This window comes from Streptomyces sp. RPA4-2 (genome assembly GCF_012273515.2).
Lineage (GTDB): Bacteria > Actinomycetota > Actinomycetes > Streptomycetales > Streptomycetaceae > Streptomyces > Streptomyces kaempferi.
Genome location: NZ_CP050975.2, coordinates 5,700,723 through 5,721,801, shown reverse-complemented (window position 1 = coordinate 5,721,801; position 21,079 = coordinate 5,700,723). Strand labels below are relative to the sequence as shown.

19 protein-coding genes and 2 pseudogenes are annotated in these 21,079 nt (G+C 69.6%); 12 read left to right on the top strand and 9 right to left on the bottom strand.

Annotated features, from left to right (window positions below):
- The first annotated feature begins 229 nt into the window (after nucleotides 1–229).
- From HEP85_RS25125 to HEP85_RS25115, 3 genes are all read left to right on the top strand, one after another.
- The gene (locus HEP85_RS25125; RefSeq protein WP_168529948.1) at nucleotides 230–1,348 is read left to right on the top strand and encodes a hypothetical protein; all 1,119 of its coding nucleotides are present in this window, start codon (nucleotides 230–232) and stop codon (nucleotides 1,346–1,348) included.
- Between the two features lie 120 nt (nucleotides 1,349–1,468).
- Nucleotides 1,469–2,137 carry a peptide-methionine (S)-S-oxide reductase MsrA gene (msrA, locus tag HEP85_RS25120; protein WP_168529947.1) on the top strand — a complete coding sequence of 223 codons (669 nt, stop codon included), beginning with the start codon at nucleotides 1,469–1,471 and terminating at the stop codon, nucleotides 2,135–2,137.
- Between the two features lie 307 nt (nucleotides 2,138–2,444).
- The gene (locus tag HEP85_RS25115; RefSeq protein WP_168529946.1) at nucleotides 2,445–4,877 is read left to right on the top strand and encodes a SpoIIE family protein phosphatase; all 2,433 of its coding nucleotides are present in this window, start codon (nucleotides 2,445–2,447) and stop codon (nucleotides 4,875–4,877) included.
- 111 nt (nucleotides 4,878–4,988) lie between these two features.
- On the opposite strand, the gene HEP85_RS25110 is transcribed toward HEP85_RS25115, so the two are convergent.
- Nucleotides 4,989–5,375: a hypothetical protein gene (locus tag HEP85_RS25110; RefSeq protein WP_168529945.1), complete on the bottom strand. Its 387-nt coding sequence runs from the start codon at nucleotides 5,373–5,375 to the stop codon at nucleotides 4,989–4,991.
- 177 nt (nucleotides 5,376–5,552) lie between these two features.
- Here HEP85_RS25110 and HEP85_RS25105 point away from each other — a divergent pair, with 177 nt between their 5' ends.
- Complete coding sequence (locus HEP85_RS25105) at nucleotides 5,553–6,350, top strand: hypothetical protein (RefSeq protein WP_168529944.1); 798 nt, start codon at nucleotides 5,553–5,555, stop codon at nucleotides 6,348–6,350.
- Nucleotides 6,351–6,680: 330 nt separating this feature from the next.
- Here HEP85_RS25105 and HEP85_RS25100 read toward each other — a convergent pair whose 3' ends face one another.
- On the bottom strand, nucleotides 6,681–7,064 hold the full coding sequence (locus HEP85_RS25100; RefSeq protein WP_168529943.1) for a VOC family protein: 384 nt from the start codon (nucleotides 7,062–7,064) through the stop codon (nucleotides 6,681–6,683).
- 112 nt (nucleotides 7,065–7,176) lie between these two features.
- Between HEP85_RS25100 and HEP85_RS25095 the strand changes: the two genes are divergently transcribed.
- Together HEP85_RS25095 and HEP85_RS25090 are read left to right on the top strand one after the other, a co-directional pair.
- A complete protein-coding gene (locus HEP85_RS25095; RefSeq protein WP_369657829.1) occupies nucleotides 7,177–8,283 on the top strand; it encodes a serine hydrolase domain-containing protein in 1,107 nt (368 codons plus the stop codon).
- A gap of 165 nt (nucleotides 8,284–8,448) precedes the next feature.
- A pseudogene (locus HEP85_RS25090) lies at nucleotides 8,449–8,595 on the top strand (DUF4291 family protein); the annotation flags it as partial.
- A gap of 74 nt (nucleotides 8,596–8,669) precedes the next feature.
- Here the strand turns inward: HEP85_RS25090 and HEP85_RS25085 are convergent.
- The 3 genes and pseudogenes from HEP85_RS25085 to HEP85_RS25075 form a co-directional block, all read right to left on the bottom strand.
- Nucleotides 8,670–9,263 (bottom strand): DUF4291 domain-containing protein, encoded by a 594-nt coding sequence (locus HEP85_RS25085; RefSeq protein ID WP_168529941.1) that lies wholly within the window; start codon nucleotides 9,261–9,263, stop codon nucleotides 8,670–8,672.
- Between the two features lie 117 nt (nucleotides 9,264–9,380).
- Nucleotides 9,381–10,154 carry a hypothetical protein gene (locus tag HEP85_RS25080; RefSeq protein WP_168529940.1) on the bottom strand — a complete coding sequence of 258 codons (774 nt, stop codon included), beginning with the start codon at nucleotides 10,152–10,154 and terminating at the stop codon, nucleotides 9,381–9,383.
- A 129-nt stretch (nucleotides 10,155–10,283) separates the two neighbouring features.
- Nucleotides 10,284–10,898: pseudogene (locus tag HEP85_RS25075) on the bottom strand (restriction endonuclease); the annotation flags it as partial.
- Nucleotides 10,899–11,205: 307 nt separating this feature from the next.
- On the opposite strand from HEP85_RS25075, the gene HEP85_RS25070 reads away from it, so the two are divergent.
- The 6 genes from HEP85_RS25070 (at nucleotide 11,206) to HEP85_RS25045 (ending at nucleotide 16,807) form a co-directional block, all read left to right on the top strand.
- Nucleotides 11,206–11,829, top strand: coding sequence for a TetR/AcrR family transcriptional regulator (locus tag HEP85_RS25070; RefSeq protein WP_211118056.1), 624 nt, complete (start codon nucleotides 11,206–11,208; stop codon nucleotides 11,827–11,829).
- A gap of 114 nt (nucleotides 11,830–11,943) precedes the next feature.
- Nucleotides 11,944–12,849: an ABC transporter substrate-binding protein gene (locus HEP85_RS25065; RefSeq protein ID WP_168529938.1), complete on the top strand. Its 906-nt coding sequence runs from the start codon at nucleotides 11,944–11,946 to the stop codon at nucleotides 12,847–12,849.
- A 384-nt stretch (nucleotides 12,850–13,233) separates the two neighbouring features.
- On the top strand, nucleotides 13,234–13,527 hold the full coding sequence (locus tag HEP85_RS25060) for a muconolactone Delta-isomerase family protein (RefSeq protein ID WP_168529937.1): 294 nt from the start codon (nucleotides 13,234–13,236) through the stop codon (nucleotides 13,525–13,527).
- A 221-nt stretch (nucleotides 13,528–13,748) separates the two neighbouring features.
- Nucleotides 13,749–14,639 carry an NAD(P)H-binding protein gene (locus tag HEP85_RS25055; RefSeq protein WP_168529936.1) on the top strand — a complete coding sequence of 297 codons (891 nt, stop codon included), beginning with the start codon at nucleotides 13,749–13,751 and terminating at the stop codon, nucleotides 14,637–14,639.
- Nucleotides 14,640–14,730: 91 nt separating this feature from the next.
- Nucleotides 14,731–15,240: a DUF4291 domain-containing protein gene (locus HEP85_RS25050; RefSeq protein ID WP_248002518.1), complete on the top strand. Its 510-nt coding sequence runs from the start codon at nucleotides 14,731–14,733 to the stop codon at nucleotides 15,238–15,240.
- A gap of 274 nt (nucleotides 15,241–15,514) precedes the next feature.
- A complete protein-coding gene (locus tag HEP85_RS25045; RefSeq protein WP_248002068.1) occupies nucleotides 15,515–16,807 on the top strand; it encodes an alkaline phosphatase in 1,293 nt (430 codons plus the stop codon).
- Nucleotides 16,808–16,951: 144 nt separating this feature from the next.
- On the opposite strand, the gene HEP85_RS25040 is transcribed toward HEP85_RS25045, so the two are convergent.
- From HEP85_RS25040 to HEP85_RS25025, 4 genes are all read right to left on the bottom strand, one after another.
- A complete protein-coding gene (locus HEP85_RS25040; RefSeq protein WP_168529934.1) occupies nucleotides 16,952–18,166 on the bottom strand; it encodes a cytochrome P450 in 1,215 nt (404 codons plus the stop codon).
- A gap of 117 nt (nucleotides 18,167–18,283) precedes the next feature.
- Nucleotides 18,284–19,675: an NAD(P)/FAD-dependent oxidoreductase gene (locus HEP85_RS25035; protein WP_168529933.1), complete on the bottom strand. Its 1,392-nt coding sequence runs from the start codon at nucleotides 19,673–19,675 to the stop codon at nucleotides 18,284–18,286.
- On the bottom strand, nucleotides 19,672–19,899 hold the full coding sequence (locus tag HEP85_RS25030) for a ferredoxin (protein ID WP_168529932.1): 228 nt from the start codon (nucleotides 19,897–19,899) through the stop codon (nucleotides 19,672–19,674). Before HEP85_RS25030 ends, HEP85_RS25035 begins: the two co-directional genes overlap by 4 nt.
- Nucleotides 19,900–20,319: 420 nt before the next feature.
- The gene (locus HEP85_RS25025; RefSeq protein ID WP_329527243.1) at nucleotides 20,320–20,997 is read right to left on the bottom strand and encodes a GAP family protein; all 678 of its coding nucleotides are present in this window, start codon (nucleotides 20,995–20,997) and stop codon (nucleotides 20,320–20,322) included.
- Between the last annotated feature and the right edge of the window lie 82 nt (nucleotides 20,998–21,079).

The window sequence follows — 21,079 nt, the reverse complement described above, 5'->3', positions numbered from 1 at the left end:
GCCCACGCCCCCGTCGGGGCCCCGCGCGCCGACCCCAGGGCCCGCGCGGGGCGACCGCGTGAACCGGCGTGGGCGACCGGGCGGGCCCGCGCAAAACGACCGGGCGGACCGGCGCGAGGCATCCAGCAGGCCCGCGCGAAACGACCGGGCGGGCCCGCGCGAGGCAGCGGGATGGGCCCGCTTCCGACCGGGTTGGCCAATTGTCGGACCCGTCTGGTTCGCTTGAGACATGCAAATTCTCTGGGTCCTGATGGCGCTGGCCCTGTTCAGCCTGGTCCTGCTGCCGGTTCTCAGGCGTCGGCGCGCCGGTATTCAGCTGGTCTCGCCCGGCGACCCGGACGCCGCGGACCCGGCGAACTACGGATTCCTGCGGCAGGAGGAGCTGGACATCCGCATGCCGGGCCCGGACGCGGATCTCCTCGACGTCCTGGACGTGGTGCAGCGCACGCAGGACTACCGCGCCGCCGCGCAGCTCCTGGCGGGCACGGAGACCGCGGGCGAGACGCGCTGGCAGCGGGTGCAGGCCTTCGCGGGCGCCGCGTCGCTGGAGCTGCGGCAGCGCCCCGGCGGGGTCAGTGAGACGCCGGGCGGGCAGTGGCTTCGCGTGTGGCGGGCCGAGACCCCCAAGGACGCGGGCGGCGCCGCGGTACACGCGGAGTTCCTGGTGCAGCAGGCGTGGCGGACGTCGACGCCGGGCACGGACGAGTTCCGGATCATCATGGAGGAGGCGAGGTCGGCCTGCGGCGAGGCGGCGCTGCTCGCCCCCGGTGACCCGATCCCGTACATCGTCGAGCTGTCGGTGGCCCGTGGTCTCGCCTATCCCCAGGCGGAGTTCGAGAAGCTGTGGCTGAAGATCCTGGACCGCGCGCCCTCCCACATGGGCGCGCACCTGGCGGCCCTCCACTACTGGTGCGAGAAGTGGCACGGCTCGCGTGAGGTGGCGTACTCGTTCGCGGAGGCCGCCGCCGCGCGCGCCCCGCAGGGGTCCCTGCTCGCGGCCATGCCCCTCTTCGCGGTCTTCGAGCACCTGCCCGAGGTGAACCTGGTCCGCAGCTTCTATCAGAGCGAGGTCGTCACCAAGGCGGTCCACGGCGCGCTCTTCGCGGTGCACGCGGCCCGCCCGGACGACCCGATGCTCGCGCACGTCCGCCACCTCCTGGTGCTCTTCCTGGTCCGCGGCGAGCGGTGGGCGGAGGCCATGAACCAGCTGGTGCACGTCGACGGTCACGTCGGTGCCCTCCCCTGGACCCTCACTCCCGACCCGGCGGCGGACTACGCGGTGTACCGCGCGCTGGCGGTGGCCGGGTACGAGGCGAACGGGGGCAGTCCCGCGTCCCTCCCCCGCTGAGCGGGGCGTCACGCGAGCACCGGGAGCCCCGGCCGGAACGGAATGCCGGCCGGGGCTCCCGCGTTGTAGCCGGCGGACCCCACCCCCCTTCCTCGTGCCCTCGTGACCCGTGGAGACCGCATGTTCCTGTACAGCCGCACCCCGCAGCTCCCGACCGCCGAGCAGGCCCTGTCCGGCCGGTCCGAGCCGATCTTCACGGTCCCCGACCGGCACACGGTCCTCGGTACCACCCTCCTCGGCCCCTACCCCGAGGGCCTGGAGATCGCCGACTTCGGCCTCGGCTGTTTCTGGGGCGCCGAGCGCAAGTTCTGGCAGCTGCCGAAGGGGGTGTACACGACCCTCGTCGGCTACCAGGGCGGCTTCACCGAGAACCCCACCTACGAGGAGGTCTGCTCGGGCCTGACCGGCCACACGGAGGCCGTCCGCGTGGTCCACGACCCGGCCGAGGTCTCGTACGAGGAGCTCCTGAAACTCTTCTGGGAGTCCCACAACCCGACCCAGGGCTTCCGCCAGGGCAACGACTCCGGCACGCAGTACCGCTCCGCCGTCTACACCCACACCCCCGCCCAGGCAGCCGCCGCGAGCGCCTCCCGCGAGGCCTACCAGAAGGTCCTCACCCGCTCGGGCTACGGCACGATCACCACGGAACTGCTCCCGGCGCAGGGCCGCACCTTCTATCCGGCGGAGGCGTGCCACCAGCAGTATCTTCACCGCAACATCGACGGTTACTGCGGGATCGGCGGGACCGGTGTCTCGTGCCCGATCGGCGTGGCCGAGGCGGATGGCTGAGCCGCTCACGCTGGACGTCGCGACGACATCGAACGCGCTGCTGACCGGATCCCTCATACGCGGGTGACCGGCGCGCGTGGTTGCGGCCGCGTGACGGTCGCCCCCGGCCGGCCGGGGCATTGATCGTCATCGGCGTGGCGCCACGGCCAAGTCGTCCCACCGGGACAACGAACGTGATCACCCCCCTCGTCGCCCGCACCGAGCGTCGCCGTGTCGCTCCTGCCGGACCACCGGCCGAGTCGACGGGAGAGTCGCGGACGGAGACCGCTGGGAGGAACATCGAAGTCACGTAGGCAAGGTGGTGGCTATGGGGATGCCGTCGATGCATTTCAGCGAGAGCCCCGAGGATCCGTTCGCCCTCGGGCGCGGCGCCTCGGCCGTGCTCGACCATCGGGGCGCCGTGGTCGGCTGGAGCGCACGTGCCCAGGAATTGCTGGGCTATCCGGCCAAGGAAGTGCTCGGGCGAGTGTGGCAGGACCTCCTCGTGGACGCCCGTGACCTGCCGATCGTGCGGTCCGTCGTCGTGGAGGCCATGCGGACGGGAGGCTGGTTCGGCGTCCTGCCCGTCCGGCACCGCGACGGGCAACGGGTGGAGATGGGTTTCCGGGCCCGCGCGATCACTCGGGACGGGGACGCTCAGGAGTGGTTCCTGGTCGGCGCCCCCGCCGCGGAGGTCATCGCCTGGCAGCGGGACCGCGCGCTGCTCGACGGCCTGTACCGCCGGTCCCCGATCGGCCTGGTGGTCCACGGCACGGACAGGAGAGTGATCCGGGTCAACCGCGCGATCGAGAAGGCGAGCGGTGTCCCGGCCGAGGCGCCGGTGGGCCACCGCCCTCGCGAATTCATGGTCGACGAGGACGCGGGTCCGGCCGAGGAACGGGTACGGCACGTCCTGGAGACCGGCGAGCCGTTGATCTTCACGGAGCAGTCGGCGCGCGCACGCCATGATCCGGGTCGGGAACGGATCGTTTCCGTCTCGGCGTTCCGGATGGAAGACCCCGCGGGCCGGGTCCTCGGCGTGGCCGAGACGATCGAGGACGTGACCGACCGCCACCGGGCCCGGCGCAGGCTCGCCCTGATGAACGAGGCGAGCGCCCGGATCGGAACCTCACTGGACGTGGCGCAGACGGCCCGGGAGCTGGCCGAGGTGGCCGCCGACGGCCTGGCCGACTACTGCTCGGTGGACCTCCTGAAACCGGTGACGCTTGGTGACGAGCCGCGCCCCGGTGTGACAGGTGCGCTGCTCCGCGTAGCCCTCTCGCCCCCGGAACGCCGGGTCCCGTACCAGGAGGGCGAGGTCGTCCCGCTCCTTCCGGGATCCCCGCAGGCGCGGTGCCTCACCGAGGGCCGCCCGATTCTCGAACGGCTGCTGTCCCTCCGGCCCGAGTGGTACGCCATGGACCGGCGGCGGATCGAGATCGCCATGGGTCTCGGCGTCCACTCGCTGATCGTGGTGCCCTTGGTGGCTCGCGGCCTGGCCCTGGGCGTGGTGAGCCTGTGGCGGGTGCGTCATTCGGAGCCCTTCGAGGACGACGACGCCGCGGTGGCCCACGAGCTTTCCTCGCGTGCGGCCGTCTGCATCGACAACGCGCGCCGCTTCACCCAGCAGCAGAGCGCCGCGCTGACCCTGCAGCGCAGTCTGCTGCCGAGCGCCGCGTCCGACCTGCCGGCCGTCGAGGTGGCCTGCCGGTACCTCCCGGCGAGCGGTGAACCGGGCATCGGCGGTGACTGGTTCGACGTGATCCCGCTGTCGGGGGCCCGGGTCGCGCTCGTCGTGGGAGACGTGGTCGGCCACGGGATCCACGCCGCGGCCTCCATGGGCCGCCTGCGCGCCGCCGTGCGCACCCTGGCCAGTCTCGACCTGGAACCGGACGAGGTGGTGGCGCGGCTGGACGATCTGGTCAGTCTGCTGTCCACCGAGCTGGAGGCGAACACCGACGGCGGGTCCGCGGTGGAACAGATGCTCGGGGCCACCTGCGTGTACGCGGTCTACGATCCGGTCTCCCGGCGCTGCTCCCTGGCACGCGCCGGTCACCCGGCACCGATGGTGTCCACCCCGGACGGCGAGGTGACCGTGCTCGACCTGCCCGCCGGTCCGCCGCTGGGTCTTGGCGGGCTGCCGTTCGAGACGTACGAGCTCGACCTCCCCGAGGGCAGCCTGCTCACGCTCTACACCAACGGTCTTCTGGAGGCGCGCAACAGCGACATCGACGCCGCGCTGGAGCGCCTGCAGGAATGTCTCACCCACACCGACGATTCCCTGGACGACACCTGCCGCTCCGTGGTCGAAGCGCTGCTGCCGAAGGAACGCCTCCCCACCGACGACGTCGCGCTGCTCATCGCCCGTACCCGGGTGCTGCCGCCCGAGGATGTCGCCACCTGGCAGCTGCCCCTGGAAGCGACCGCCCCCGCCCGTGCCAGGGAGCTGACCACGGCGAAACTGACCGAATGGGGGCTCGCGGACATGGCCTTCACCACCGAGCTGGTCGCCAGCGAACTCGTCACCAACACCTACCGATACGCGGACGGCCCCGTCACCCTGCGCCTCATCCGTACGCACGGCCTGATCTGTGAGGTGTCGGACGCCAGCCACACCTCCCCTCATCTCCGACGGGCCCTCAGCACGGACGAGGGCGGACGCGGGCTCTTCCTCGTCGCGCAGCTCACGGAGCGGTGGGGCACCCGCTACACCCACGACGGCAAGACCGTCTGGACGGAACAGCCTCTGCCGCACGCATGACCCGCGACGGAGGCGTGGCCCGTTCCACCGGGTGCTGTGGCTCGGTTCTCGTGCGCAGTGCCACCCGTCGCTGGTCACTGCGTTCACCGATCGCAGCGGCGAAACGCCCACTCACCGGGCCGGCATGCCTCCGTGCGGGCTGTTGACCACCACGGGCAGTGACCCTTCGGCGAGGTAGAAGTGCCCGGGGAAGTAGTCGATGTGGAGGTGGCCGCCGCCCTCGGCCGTGGCCATCTCCCGCAGACTCTCCGCGAGTACTGCCCTGCCGGCGGAGTCACCGCTGATCACAAGGATCTGCCGCTCGGCGTCCCGGTGGATGAGGACACCGGGGCCGGAAGTACCTCTGACCTCGACCCCGGCCAAGGCATTCCCACCCGGCGAAAAGGTGGAGCCGACCAGCCCCTCGCCCTGGGCCACCGCGCTCGCCAGCCTCGTCAACTCCTCCGCCGAGGCGGAGAGATCCACTTCGCCGTACCCGGGGTCCGGTACCAGTCTCATGGGCGTCACTCCTCCAGCGTCGGACTCCCATGATGCCTGCCTGCCAAGATCGCCGGTCATCTCTCAGGGGCAGCGAGGATCACCGAACCGGGGACCGTAGGGTGCGTGGACGGGCCCTGCCGTGATCACGGCGCCGGATCTCGCCCCGTGATCACGGATCCGTTAGCCTCTCGGTCCATGTCCGACCTGCCCGGCCCTTCCAGCGCGACCATCGACGCGATAGTCGATCACGTCGGCCGCTCGACGCTTCCCTTCCAGCGAGCTCACCGGGAGGAACAGCACGCGACGGCCTTCTGGTTCAACGAACTCGTGGAGACGACCTCCGACGGCGAGGTCATCCGGCAGTACCTCGTGACCGCCAGTGAACCGGCGCGAGTCGAGTTGGCCGAGTTCACCCTGCGCCCTGAACTGTGCGCACCCGTGATGAGCGCTCAGAAGCTGATGATGCTCGACTTCGCCGAGGGGTGGACGCATCTCGGTGATCTGGGGGTGGCGGTCATGCCGTCCACCGGGCTGCACGCGCACGGCGCCCGCAAGGGCTGGCACTGGACGACCGACGAGATCACCGACGGCATCGCAGCCACGGAACAGGACATCGCCGGCCTCGGTGAATCGCCGGTCCCGGCCTACCTGCTGGGTCACGTCACCGACGGGGACAGCCCTCGGGAGCAGGCTGTCGTGATCGGGCAGATCACACGCGCGGGCGACGGCGTCGTCCGGTGGATCGGAGACCTGCCGCAAGGGTGCGTGGGCGCACCGGTGTTCATCGGCGCGCCCCTCGGTGACAACAGTTTCAAGCTGGTCTGCGTCGGAGTGACGCTGCCATCCGGCGACCATCACACCGTTGCCCCCTTCGACCGCATCCGCGCTGCCCTGACCGCCGTCCCGTCCAACAGCACGTCAGCTCCTGACGAGGCCGGAGCCGCGCCTCGGGCAGCCGGACCGAAGCGGCGCTGGTGGCGGCGACGCAGCTGACGCCGCACCGCACCGTCAGGCCTACGACCACGGTCGACCGGCTTGAACACCGGTGAAGGGAGGGGGCCGTGAACGCGGATCGGCCGCTTGGGCGGTGATCGGGATCGCGGCAGCGACCACCGCCTACGGAGCCGGAACCGTCTACGGGCTCGCCTTCACGAACCCGCTCGGCGAATGCGGGACAGGACCGGCGACGGCCTGTACATGGATGCCGGGCGGGACCACAGCCCGACATCGGTGAACGTGGACGGCTTTCCTCCGTCCATCACCTGCCACTGGACCCGCGGGCCAATCCGGGTGCCCGTGGCCGGAAGGGCCGGGCGCCCGTGGTCAGAGGGGCTGGAGCCGGGTGCGCAGGAGGCAGAATTCGTTGCCTTCCGGGTCGGCCAGGACGTGCCAGTTCTCGGTGCCGGTCTGACCGACGTCGACGGGCGTGGCGCCGAGCGCGAGCAGCCGCTCCAGCTCGGCGTCCTGGTCGCGGTCGGTGGCGTTGACGTCGATGTGCAGTCGGAGCTTGCCGGTCCGCGGCGCGCTGCTGGGGCTGAGGACGAGGGTGGGCTGCGGGCCGCCGAAGCCGGTGTCGGGCGGCCCGATCTCGATGCTTCCGTCGTCCTCCCGGCCGAGTTCGACGTAGCCGAGGACCTCGCTCCAGAAGGCGGCGAGCCGGTCGGGGTCGGCGACGTCGATGACCAACTCGCTGATGCGGCATGCCATGCCCGTCAGTGTACGGAGACGGCCCCGGCCCGGCGCGGCGTGCGTCGAACCGAGTGTCCGCTGCCCGGGAATTCGGCTGCCCCGCCGGGCCGTCGGGGGCTAGAAACCAGGCATGGCCGACATCCAGGGCTCGTACGACGACCTGTTCAACGCCGTGCCCAGCGCGCTGTCCGCGTTGTTGGACGAAGGGGACGCGGGCGCCTCGGTGGCCGTCTTCGTGGACGGCGAACCGGTGGTGGACGTCTGGGGCGGGTTCGCCGACGCGGACCGCACGATCCCGTGGCAGCGGGACACGATCACCAATGTCTGGTCCGTCACCAAGACGATGACGGCGCTCTGCGCGCTGGTCCTGGCCGACCGTGGCGAGCTCGACCTGGCCGCGCCGGTCGGCCGGTACTGGCCCGAATTCGCCAGGGCGGGCAAGGAGAAGGTGCTGGTACGGCATCTGCTCGCGCACACCGCGGGCCTGCCCGACTGGGACGGGCCGATCGAGGACCTCTACGACTGGCCGTCCGCCACGGCACGGCTGGCCGCGCGGACTCCGCAGTGGGAGCCGGGAAGCACGGCCGGGTACCACTCGCTCACCCAGGGGTTTCTCGTGGGCGAGGTCGTACGCCGGATCACCGGCCGTAGCCTGGGCGAATTCTTCGCGGAGGAGGTGGCCGGGCCGCTGGGCGCCGACTTCCACATCGGGCTGCCCGCCGAGCACGACCACCGGGTGGCACTCGCGATCCCGCCGGCCGGCCGGGACGAGGACTACGTCGCGGGCTCGTCCAGCGGCAAGACGCCTCCCACCGCCGCGACCCGTGTACGGCTCCGTGACGGCAACAGCGTGGCCTGGCGGCGTGCGCAGATCCCCGCGGCGAACGGAGTCGGCAACGCCCGCTCGGTCGGCCTCGTACAGTCGGTGATGGCCTGCGGAGGAACGGTGCGCGGGACGCGACTGCTGTCGCGGGCGGGCTGTGACCGTGCGAGGCAGGAGCAGTTCAGCGGCGAGGACCGCGTCCTGGGCATGCCCATCCGTTGGGGCCTGGGCTACGGGCTGTTCGACCACACCTACGGGTGGGGCGGCTGGGGTGGTTCACTGGTCGTGATCGACCCCGAGGCCCGTATGACGGTGGCCTACGTGACGCATCAGATGCGCGAACCCGCGGAAGACAACCGGGGGCTGGAGATGGTGATGGCCGCCTACGACGGGCTCAAGGGTCTGCGGGCCTGATCCGAGGACGGGCGAACCGGCAGCACAGGCGCGCGGCGCAACCACCGGCGGTACCGAGGTCTCGCACAAGGCGCCGGTGATACGCACCCTCGCGCCTCCGAAGTACGGGCGGGACAGCCCGAGTTCGATGGCGGCCCGCACGCGGCGGACGCCACGCTGTACCCCATGGAAGAACCTCAACGCTCAATCCGTGCGGTCCACGGGGAATCCACGGTCACCGTCTACCAGGCGTACTCGCCGGAGATCGGCCTGCCCGCCGCCCGGGAAGGCCGTTTCCCCGCCGCGTGGAAGCGGGACAGGATGACGTGGATCATCAAGCAGCGTTCGCAGACGTTTGCCGCGATGTGGCTTGTGGGTGGTCCCGGCGGTTGTGCTCCTGTTGCCGGTCAGGAACTCAGGTGGGCCAGGACCTCTTCGCCAGCGGGGTATCCCTGCTCCTGAGGAAGTAGTCGGCTCGCCGCGTCCAGGTCTCCGTCCTTGACGAGTGCGTGGATCTCGTGGGCGAGCGGGGTCACGTCACTGATGGAGATGATCCACTCGTCCGCGTACCGCGTCGACGCCTCGCCCGAGAGCCCCAGTTGCAGCGAGCGGTACGGCAGGGGACGCAGGTGCAGATCGCGTTCGGGATCCCACTGGACGCGGGCCGGCGCGCGCTTGAGGTCACGTTGCCAGGCGCTGCGATCGGGATGCAGTCCGCGGACGTAATGCGACAGGCAGGCATGGCGCAGCGCCCAGTCGAATCCGTCGCGGGTGATCTCGACGGCGAGGACAGTCTCCTGACCCTCCTTCATGCCCCAGCCAGAGCGGTACATCATCCACATAAAGCTGGGTTTAATCCACGTCATGCGGTCAGGCTTCCAAGCGGCGGGGAAACGGCCATTGCGGGCGGCGGGGCCGCCTATCTCCGGGCGGTAGGCCTGGTAGACGGTGATCGTGGACGCCGTGTGGAGCGCGCGGATCCTGCGGTGCGGTTCTTCCATGGCGTACAGCGTGAGCCCGGCCGGCTCAGGCGACCACCGAATTTTCGACCGCTGATAGACGTGACGGAGCACGTTGGCAGCAGGCAGCCGCCCGTACTGGCCCAGTGGCGTCCGACGTCAGAACGGGGGTTCCTCCGTACAGCCACCAGTCCAAACGTCACGGACGTACCGAACGCGTGCGGCAACGTCAGCGGGACTCTCCACGGCAGCGATGTCGTAGCCCCAGTTCTTGAGTGCGTCCAGACAGCGGTTGCGGTTGTAGCGGTTGGTACTTGTAGCGAGGAGGCGATGGATGCGGCGTCCAAGTTCGTCTCTGTGGCCAATGAGGGCAGGATGCTCAGTCAAGGGGATGGCGGCGACGACCGCGGCCTCACGAACAGCAGTGTCTTCGTGGCCCAGGAAAGCTGAAACGGCACCGTAGAACGTGGGGCGGTGGTCCAGAAAGACACGCATTTCTGGATAGTCGTCGAGGTCGTCACCATCGAAGTGACGCTCGGCGATGGCAAGGCACTCGTCGTCGGCGTCGTAGGCGAGTGATCCAAGCCAGTCCAGCAGGGACGCCCTCACCGGACAGTCTCTTTCCGAGTCAGCCCGACGGGCAGGCCCGACGGCCGCCGTCGCGGGGTGGGCGAGGATCGCGGCCACGTACAGCGCCACGGGGAGCGTGGCTTCGTAGAAGCTGTTCTGATGACACACCGGCTCCAGCTCGCTGATGGCCCGGATCTGAACCGTCGGGTCCGCATCGAGAAGGCGGGGCAGCGTGGCCGACAGAAATCCGCCGTTCCCTCTCGCGGTGCCGAGTGAGGCCCAAGCCGTGCCCCCCAACAACACCTGGTGATAGGGCAGTTCATCAGGCGTCAGATCGCCAGTCTGCTGGTTCTCGCTGGTCACGAGGCAAAGGCTACGACGTACGCCCAGGATTTGGCATCGGGCCTCGTGAGCGGCCAGGGATGTGTGATGCCAGCCCGCAAAAGGTCTGTGAACACGGCTTGACCTGGATCATCATGCAGCGTTCACACACCTCAGACACAGCTGGCTGCTGCGGGTCGGTGCCGGATCCAGCGCGTCGACGTCCACACCGCCGTCGTTGGAGCGCTGGGTCGTGACCGCCTGCATCCCCATGGCCCGGAAGAGATCGGCGACGAGATCCTCGGCGATCGGATCCATGTCGTACAGGTCAGGTTCCTCATCGCTGCCATGCGCGACCACACGGTTCCCGACATCCCTCGGCCGTACCGGCGAGAGTTGGTCCGGGCGGGCCGAGAGCTGCCCGCGGAGTGCGTCGGCCAGACAGCTGCTCGCGTCCACCTGCGCCAGGTGCAGGCCACGGAACATCGAGCCCGAGGCCATCACGGTCGCCAGGTGGATCTGGCCACACCGGCCCGTCGTAGGGTCATGCCCACCCACAAACCCATTCAATGTCACCGACTCGAGCGCGCCCAGCTCATCCGCGGCGAAGAGCTCGTGCAGAACGAGAAGCATGCACTGCGCGAGCACCTCCCGGTACAGGGCGCGACGCCGGCCCACTGGGCGCGCGGTCTCCTTGTCCTGGTCGGTCCCGGACACGTATCGAACGGACTTCACGTCAGGGACCACGCTGTAGCCGGGCAACTCCCAGTCCAGCACCAGCTGTGCGGTGCGATCGAGCACGGTGACGAACTTCTTGAGGCCCAGGAGACAGAGCCCGGAAGAGGATTATGAGCGAGGCTGGACGTGGGGTCGTCAAAGCGCGTTCACAACCACCTGCACCGCTGGGCCCACAGGAAACCAGCAGGTCAAGCGGACACTTTCGTGGAGATCGCGGACAGAACACGCGTTTCCTGACGGGCTACAAGCCCAAGTCCGCGTGTCTTGACAGTGCGAGGGACGGAAGCCCAATCTGGAAACTATGGAAACCCAACGAGGTTCAGAAGTTTCCGATCGAGATCGGCAGCGTGCCAACGTGATCGCGGAAGCGGCTGGGCGACTGTTCTTCGCTTCGGGTTTCGCGGGGGTGAGCATGGACGACCTCGCGCGCGAGCTCGGGATGAGCAAGAAGACCATCTACCGCTACTTTCCGGACAAGCGCAGCCTGCTGGCCGAGGTACTGGATCGGAAGTTCGCGGCGGTGGAGAGCAGACTGCGGGCGGTCGAGGAGGCAGAGGCACAGCCGTTCGGCGTGCGGGTCGAGCAGTTCCTGATTGCGGCAGGCAGTGAACTCGAACGGATTGGCGCGGCTCAGCTCGCAACTGGACGGGGCGATGCGATGCTGCGCCACTACGTAGAGCAGCGCATGGACGCGGTGGTCTACAGGCGGCTCGACGAGCTGTTCCGGGAGGCACACCTGCGAGGACTGCTGTCGGCGCCGCCCGAACTGCTGAGTGAGATCACCCGAGGCGCATTGGAGCGGCTGGTCACTTCACAGTTGCCGCGCGAGCTCCACTGGACAGCGGCCGATCTGCTGCGAGCGACCGTCAACACTGTTCTCTACGGGGCGATCCGTCCTGCGCACAGCGGCGTCGCCGAGGAAGTGCCCCGAGCGGTCGTTCCAGCGGCCCGCGACGACGAGTACGAGGTGAGCCCGTAACCGGGGCAACCGGCCAGGGTATTCCTCGGCCCGCTGCGGGTTGCTGCGCGTGTCCTTGCTGCGTACGGGATGGCAGGGCCCATCCAGCACACCTTCACACATAGGGAAGCCTTCATGCACATGATCGATCTCGCCTACGTCGGGCGGGGCCCGCACGAGGAACTGGTCACCTACATTGCCGATCAGGAGGACTTCTACGCCGAAGAGGGCATCCACGTGGCCCTGCGCGACGGCTGCACCTGGGATGCAGAGCGACTGCGCCACGGTGCAGTCATCGGGCTCGGCCGGACATTGCTGTCCCGATTGAGGGATGACATCCCCTGGGTCGCACTCAATGTGAACACCTACCGTCCCCTGTTCTGGTTCCTCGCCCGCCCCGGCCTGACCTCGCTGGCAGACCTGCACGGCCGACGACTGGCGGTACACCCCCCGCACACCGGACCTGGCTGCTTCACCCGGATTGTGCTGCGCCAGGCCGGCCTCGACCCGGACCGAGACGTCCAGACCATCGTCCGCTGGCCCGGCGACTACGGCATGGACCTGCGCGGATTGCAGGACGGCAGCATCGACGCCGCTGTGATCGGCGACACCATGGCACCGGCGGCAGTGGCTGGCGAGCACGGCTGGCGGGTACTGGCCTTTGTCGGCGACCACTTCCAAATCCCCACCGTGGGCGTGGCCGTCGACCCCACCTACACCAAGCCGGACGATCCCGCAGTCCAGGCCGTTGTACGAGCCCACCGGCGCGCCCTGCAGGTGATCCACAACGATCCCGACACCACAGTGCGACACCTGCACACGTTCCTTGGCCGACACACCACGGAAGAAGTCCGGGCCCATTACGAGGCGTTCATCGCACCGGCCTTCACCACCGATGGCCAAGTCGACCTCGCCATCGGCATCAACGCAATCACGGCGATCTCTGCCGAACTGGGAGTCCCCGCCACGTTCACGGCAGCCGAGTTCTACCGCACCGCAACCACCACCCCCCAGGCGAGCCCGCCCGAATACGTTCAGTGATCGCGAGTGGCCGGTGCGGGGTCGGCCTGCCCGACCCGGGCCTCGAAGTCGCGCGACACGCCTAAACGGCGGGTTCCGGGTCGCGGTGCCTTAATCCCCAGATGGCGCGCCGTGTTGTCGCGCGTCCTGGCGGGTTGGTCACAGGGCCGTCAACCGACTCGATAGCCAGTGCCTCGGCCCATAGAGCCGCTAAGCCTCCTCGTGCGAGACGTCCACGATATCGCGACGGCCGGCGCGGGCGGTGCCCGCTCGGACGGCTCGGAGGCAATACCCCTACCACCGGCCAGGTGCGAGCCAGGCGTTCGCCGAGAGCCTCCAGCAGGCGGTCTCGAAATCTTGCATCCTCCCGAAGAAATCCCCTGAGAAGCAAGAGAGGAAAAGAAGATGATGGAGTTTTTGGTGGAGGTGACCGTCAACGTGCCTGAAGGAACCGACCAGGCAGAAGTCGACCGTCGCCGCGCCGCCGAAGCTGTGCGAGCCAAGGAGCTCACCGCCGGAGGTCACCTGTCCCGGCTGTGGCGCACGGCCGAGGACCCTCGCGTCATCGCCATATGGCGCGCCGACAACGAGATAGAGCTGCGTGAGAAGGTCCTCGGAAGTCTGCCGCTGTGGCCTTGGGTCACCGCGGTGATCACCACCCTGCAGCCGCATCCCAACGATCCGGGCCTGGCCGGCTGACTTTCCGGTGCGGTGGCCCACCGCCCCGGCTCGGTGCGTCGCTCACGACTGCCGCACCGAGCCGGGATTCGGCCGGTGACGGAGCCGTAGGACGCGCACGCGGGTGAACTGCCGCGCGATCGTACAGCGGAGGAGGGAATCTACCGTATCGACACTTCCGCCAGATTTGATAGGAATCACGGGTGCCGCAGTCGACATCGGCCCCAGAACAAGGGAAATTCATGTCTGACAAGCATTACGCCACGGTGGCGGTCACCGGAGTGACCGGAGCACTGGGCAGCCGGATCGCGGTCCGCCTCGCCGACCGTGGCGTCCCCCAACTCCTCGTCGGACGCAGCCCCGACCGCATGCCCGACCTGCCCGGCGCACAGCGACGCGGTCCCGCCGGCTACGGCGACGCCTCGGCGATGCGCGAGGCGCTGGAGGGCGCCTCGACGCTCATCCTGGTCTCCGGACACCGCACGGGACGCCGGCTGGAGGAACACGCCACGGCGGTCGAGGCCGCGATCGCGGTCGGCGTGGACCGGGTCCTGTACGTGTCCCTCGTCGGCGCCTCGCCCACCGCCACCTACCTGAACGCCCGCGACCAGTGGCTGACCGAACAGTTCCTGGCCGGAGCCGGGATCCGCCACACGGTGCTCCGGGCGGGCTTTTACACGTCGACACCGGCCGCCCTCGCCGACAAGGGATTCGTCGTCAGCGGCCCCGCGAGCACCGGCCGGGCCGCCTTCGCCACCCACGAGGACATCGCGGACGTGATCACCGCCGTCACCCTCGACGAGCGTCCCCGCTCCGAGCACGACGGCGCAATCCTGGAGATCACGGGGCCCGAGGCCCTGACCCTCCACGAAGCGGTTACCCGGATCGCCACGGCCACTGGCCGACCCTACCGCTTCGAACCAGAGACCCTTGAGCAAGCCTTCTCGCGGCGCTGGCGGGAGGGCATGAGCGGGGCACAGATCGAGACCTGGATCTCCTGGTACCAAGCAATCGAGAAGGGCGAGATCTCCTCGGTCACCGACGTCGTCCCCCGACTCACCGGCTCACCGGCGACCCCGATCTCCGACGCGGCCTGGTGGCCGTCACCGAACACCGCGCGTGGCACCCCCTGAGCTCCGGCAGACGCGACGACCGAGTATTCACCGCTCCGCTGGACCCCTTGGCGTCGTACCGGTCGTCCTGAACATGTCGTAAGGCACCTGGATCAGGAAGCAGCCGAACGGGCACCTCCGCGCAAAGGACTATGAACACGGCTTGACCTGGATCAAGCCGAGCTTTCTGTGGATGATGTATCGCTGCGGCTGGGGTTCGAAGGACGGGCAGGAGACTGTCCTTGCCGTCGAGATCACCCGTGAAGGCTTCGAGTGGGCGCTGCGCCACGCGTGCCTTGCGCACTATGCACGTGGGCTGCACGAGAACCGGGCCGCCTGGAGACAGGAGTTGAAGCGGGCGCCCACGCGCGTGCAGTGGGACCCCGAGCGGGACCTGCGGCTGCGGCCCCTGCCGTACCGGTCCCTGCAACTGGGCCTCTCGGGTGAGGCGGCGCGACGCTACGCGGACGAGTGGACGGTCACCATCCGCGACGTCACCCCGCTCGCCCACGAGGTCCACGCCCTCGTCAGCGGCGGCGACCTGGACTCAGCCGCCCGACTGCTGCCCCGGGAAAGCTCCTATACCGGCCAGGACGAGCTCATCGCCCACCTGCGGGGATGACCAGGGTTCCGATCTCGCCCCTCTCCGGCGACTCACCACCCGGTGGGCCGTGCAGGCCGCCCGGTCTTGGGCCGTCGCCGAGATCACCGACGTCGATTCCGGTACTGGCGAGCCCGACGACCTGTCTGGACAAGTACGTGACGCCCGGGACCTGCGCCTTTACCTGCCGCTGAAGATCTCGTCGTGTACTGGCCATCTGTTCTTGGTCAACCTCCCCCCAAAGAACCTTATGTTCACGGTCAAATGATGGGCAAGAACAGCAATGGAGGACGTTGTGTCCCTGGATGCCCGTAGCGCTCGGCGGTTCGCCGCTCCCGCAGCCGCCGCAGTCGCCGCCGCCGTCGTGACGATGGTGGTCAACCCGACGCTGGGCGCCTCGGCCTCGGCTCCGCAGGCCGCGGCCAAGGCGAAGGCCCCGACCGCCAAGAACGTCATCTTCATCAACGGCGACGGCATGGGCGCCGCCATGCGTCAGGCCGCCCGTCTGCACCTGGCCGGCCTGGGTGGCCAGCTCGCGATGGACAAGCTCCCCGTCTCGGGCCAGCTGACCACCGAGCCGGACGACCCGAAGGCCGTCGTCACCGACTCGGCCGCCGCGGCGACCGCGTGGGCCACCGGCGAGAAGACCTACAACGGCGCCATCAGCGTCGACGTGGACGGCAACCCGCTGGCCACCCTCGGCCAGCAGGCCAAGGCGGCCGGCAAGGCCACCGGCCTGGTCACCACCGCGCAGGTCACCGACGCCTCGCCGGCGGCGTTCTTCTCGAACACCGCCAACCGTTCGGCGCAGGACGAGATCGCCCGCCAGTACATCGAGGTCAGCAAGCCCGACGTCATCCTGGGCGGTGGCGAGGACTGGTGGCTGCCCGCGGGCAGCGCCGGCGCGTTCAAGGACCAGCCCGCCGAGGACCCGTCCGAGGCGAGCAAGGGCACCAAGGGCGACCTCGTCAAGAAGGCCAAGAAGGCCGGTTACTCCTACGTCAACAGCGCGGACCAGCTCAGCCGCGCCAAGGGCGGCAAGCTCCTCGGTCTCTTCGCCAACGAGGAGATGTTCCAGCAGCGTCCCGAGGGCCAGGGCGACGTGTACAGCCCGGTGGTCGGTCTCTCCACCATGACCAGCAAGGCCCTGGGCACGCTGGACAAGAACAAGAAGGGCTTCTTCCTCATGGTCGAGGAGGAGGGCACCGACGAGTTCGCGCACTCCAACAACGCCACCCGCACCCTGCAGTCCATGCAGGAGCTGGAGAAGGCCGTGGCCGTGGCCCGCGCGTACGTCGCCACGCACTCCGACACCCTGCTGGTCATCACCGGCGACCACGAGACCGGCGGCCTGGCCGTCGAGGAGTCGGACGCCGCCGACGAGTCCGGCACCGGCGTCTCCGCCGAGGACGGGCCGTTCAGCATCCGCGGCAGCGACAAGAGCTTCTACGTCGACTGGACCACGTCCGGCCACACCGGTGTGGACGTGCCGGTGACCGCGGCGGGCCCGCTGTCCGACCGTTTCACCGGCAAGCACGCCAACACCCACGTGTACGACGTGCTGCGTGAGGCCCTGACGCGCCGCTGAGCGACACACTGACAGAGCGGGGCCCCGGAGCGTGATCGCTCCGGGGCCCCGCTGCTGTCACGGCCCCGCCGCGGCGACCGTCGGCCACGGAATGCCCGGCACGCGGCACGCGGCGCTCTTCGTGGCACTTCGCCCTTCGCGGGCTCAGCTCTGCTCGACGTGCAGGTGGATCGGACCCCGCAGGACGGGGCTGGGCCGGTACGGCGGTGGGTCGACGATCAGCCTGGGCTGTTCGAGGCGGCGTACCAGCTCGGTCAGTGCGATCTGGGTCTCCAGCCGGGCCATCGGTCCGCCGAAGCACAGGTGGATACCACTGCCGAATCCCAGGTGCTGGTTGTCCTGCCGGCCGGGGTCGAACCGGTCGGGGTCCTCGAAGCGGTCCGGGTCCCGGCTGCCCGAGGCGAGCATGAGCATGATCTGCGAGCCCTTGGGGATGACGGTGTCGCCGATGGTGATGTCGCTGTACGCCGCCCGCCAGGGAATGATCTGCACCGGTGGCTCGTAGCGCAGCAGTTCCTCCACCATCGGTACGACCAGCTCCGGTTCGGCGCGCAGACGCCGCAGCATCTCGGGGTGGCGCAGCAGCGTCAGCATGCCGTTGGCGATGAGGTTGACGGTGGTCTCGTGGCCGGCGATGAGCAGCAGGTTGGCGGTGCTGATGATCTCCTCGTCGGTCATCCGCCCGTCGGGCCCGTCGTCGTTGGCCAGCCGGGTCAGCAGGTCGTCACCGGGGCGGCCGTGGCGTTCCTCCAGCAGTCCGCCGAGGTACTGGCGCAGGTCCTTGGTGGCCTGCACCCCGTTGTCCAGTTTCTCCTGGGGATCGGTCCTGGGGTCGTAGTCGATCGACTCGATGATGGCGTTCACCCACACGTGGAACCGGGGTTCGTCCTCGCGCGGCACGCCGAGCAGGTGGCAGATCACGGTGACCGGGAACGGGTAGGCGAAGTCGTCGACGATGTCGATCCGCTGTTCGCCCGCGAAGCCGTCGATCAGGCCGCTGACGGTGGCGGCCAGGTCGGGTTCCATGCCGGAGACCAGTCCCGGGGTGTGCGGCGGCCCGAAGTGACGCATCGCCAGACGTCGCAGGCGGTCGTGCTCGGGCGGGTCGAGGTTGATGAACGACGGCGTGGCGCGTCCCTCGACCGCCGCCATCGGCCGCGTCAGGTTGCGTACGTCGGAACTCAGACGCGGGTCGTGGAGTATGCCGGTGAGCTCACGGTAGGTGCTGATGACGTAGCTGCCGTCCTCCTGCAGGGCCACCGGGGTCTTGCGCAGTTCGGCGTAGAGCGGGTAGGGGTCGGCCCGGGAGGAGTAGTCGAGGATCCGGCGCAGGGTGTCGGGTGTCTCGGTCGTGGTCATGTCGGTTCCCTCCTGATTCCCTGTACCGGACTTCGTCCTCCCACCCGGACTTCTCCCACCGGGCTCGTCCGACGGAGCTTCGTCCCGCCGGGACTTGTCCCACCGGGCTCCGTCCCGCTACCGGCCCTGCCGCATGGCGGTGACGCGCCGTTCGCCCGGATCGTGCCCGGTGACGACGACGGTGGCACCCTGGGCGAGCAGCGCCGGGCCGGGGAAGTCGACGGGCACCGGTTTCGCGTCCACGGGCTGGTCGGGTGTGGGGCAGGGGGGCGGGAAGGGCGCCGCCGTCTCGATCAACTGCCGGTAGTGGTCGAGCCACTTCGCGTTGTTGAAGCTGACCGCCGCGGTGACCCGGCCCTGATAGCCGTACGCGGCGACGAAGCGGCGGTCGGCCACGGATCCCTGGGCGACGACGACCTCGTCGGCGTAGGTCGGTACACCGACGGACTTGATGTTGACACCGAACTGGATCGACCAGAACGCCGGGATCGACAGGTGCGGCCAGCGGTCCGCCTGGGTGCTGACCATGTTGTGGGCCGCGATCTCGGCCTGTTCCACGGCGTTGGCCCAGTGCTCCAGGGAGATGAACCGGTACTCGTAGATCGGGTTGGGACTGCGTGCCACGTCTCCGGCGACGAAGATGTCGTCGGTGACCAGGCCGTTGAGGTCGAAGGCGCGGCAGCCCGTGTCGCAGGCGACTCCCCACACGCCCACGGCGAGGCCCGAGTCCCGCAGCCACTCGGTGTTGCGGATGCCGCCGAGCGCCACCACGGCCACGTCCGCGTCCACCGTGCTGCCGTCGGAGAAGTGGGCGCGGCGCAACCGCCCTTGCGCGTCGCCCTCCAACCGGGTGACCTTGACCCCGCAGCGCAGGTCGACGCCGTGGGCGCGCTGCATGTCGGCGGCGACCTCACCGATCATCGCGCCGAGGCCTCCGACCAGCGGGGCCGGCCCGAGCTCGGCGACGGTCACCGGGAGGCCGCGCTCGCGGCAGACGGAAGCGATCTCGGAACCGGTGAAGCCCGCGCCGATGATCAGGACACGGGAGGGCCCGGCGGCGATCGCCCGCTGCAGACCTTCCGCGTCCTCACGGGTACGGACGACGAACACACCGTCCAGGGCCGCTTCGGCCTCGACGGGCCAGGGCCGGGCCCGTACACCGGTGGCGATCAGCATGCGGTCGAAGGGGATCCTGCGGCCGTCGGCGAGCCGCACCTGGTCGGCCGCCAGGTCCAGGCCGTCGGCGGGGACGCCCAGGAGCCACTCCGCGTCGATGGCGCAACGCCGCGGCAGGGTGGTGCCCCCGGCCGGTACCCATCCGGTCAGTACCTGTTTGGACAGCGGAGGGCGGTCGTAGGGCTCACCCAGTTCGTCACCGATCATGGTCAACGAGCCGGTGAAACCCTCGCCGCGCAAGGCCTCCGCCGCGCGCAGTCCCGCCAGTGACGCCCCGACGATCACGACGCGGCCGTCGCGCTTGAACCTCTGCAGAGTGTGGGCGCTGCTCATGACGGCGACGTCCCCACCGACGTGTCCGGCCCGTCCACCCGGTCGACCAGAATGGCCTGGAGCGGGCAGGCCGCCGCGGCGCGCAGTACCTGCTCACGCTGGGCGTCGTCGGGGTTCGGGGCGTACATCAGCGCTTCCTCGCCATGCATCCGGAACGCGTCCGGGGCCAGGAACGCGCACTGTGCGTACCCCTGGCACCGGGAAAGATCGACGACAACTCTCATCCCGACCTCCATTTCGCAGGGCCGCACGGCAGCGGACCCCGGGGCGGCACCCTCAGGGCGCCCACGCGGCACCACCACGGCGCCCAGAAGCGAGAGTCTTGCCTTCGAAGAAGGGATACGGCTGTCGCCCACCCCTGCGTACCGGTGGAGGAGCACCACGCTCGTCGAAGGTCTCGGTTGAGGAACTGGTCATCACGACTGAGGCTCCGGCGTCTGGAACACCGCCCGGAGAACCTGACCTTGCCGTCGAAAAGCGTATCCCGCACGCAACCGGCCCGCACCCGGGACCGGGGTCCGCGGGCGGTTGCGGATTTCCCTCGGTGCCGTGGTCGCGACCCCTGCCAGGAGACCTGGATGACAGAGGTCAGAAGGTAAGGAGGCCGGGCGGTCACGGAGTCACGGAGTCACATGGTCACGCGGTCACGCGGTCAGGACGGCGATGCCGTCACCGAGCAGTTTCAGCCCCATGACGAAGAACAGGACCGCCATCACGGCGACGTTGTGCCGGGCGGCCCGGTCCTTCCAGCCGCCGAGCGTGCTCCTCGCCCGGTCTCCCCCGACCAGGAAGACTCCCAGCGGGGCCAGCAGGCCCAGGGTGCCGATCAGCACGAAGACGGCCAGCGACGCGATCTGCTGTCCGGCCGGGAGCCCGGCCGCGGCGATCGAGGCGCCCGCGGCGATGGTCAGCGGGGCGTTCTTGGCGTTGAGCGCGGCCAGTGCCAGGCCGAGTCCGAAGACCTTCGGCGGCGTGAGCCGGTCGATCGTGGCCATCCACTTCGGCAGCTTCGCCTCCGAGGCGTCCGTCGGGCGCCGGCGCCACAGCCGGGCGCCGAAGAGGGCGAGCAGACTTCCGAGGGCGAGCTTGAGGCAGCCCACCCAGGTGGCCGGCCGGCCGCCGGACGAGGCGCCCTCCGGTCCGGCGATCGCGAGCACCACCCCGCCCACCACACAGAGCCCGACGACCCAGCCGGCCGCGAACAACAGGCCGTTGAGCCGTCCGCGCGGTGTGGCGAGTACGAGGATCATCGCGATGATCGGGAGCGGGCTGACGGCGACGGCGGCCGCGAAGCCCAGGATGTCTCCGAGCACTTGCCCCATGACGGCCTCCGGCAGGGGATGAGGGTGATCGCACCGGGAAGGGCCGGCGAAGCCGGCCCGGCGGCCCGTGCGAGGAGCGGCC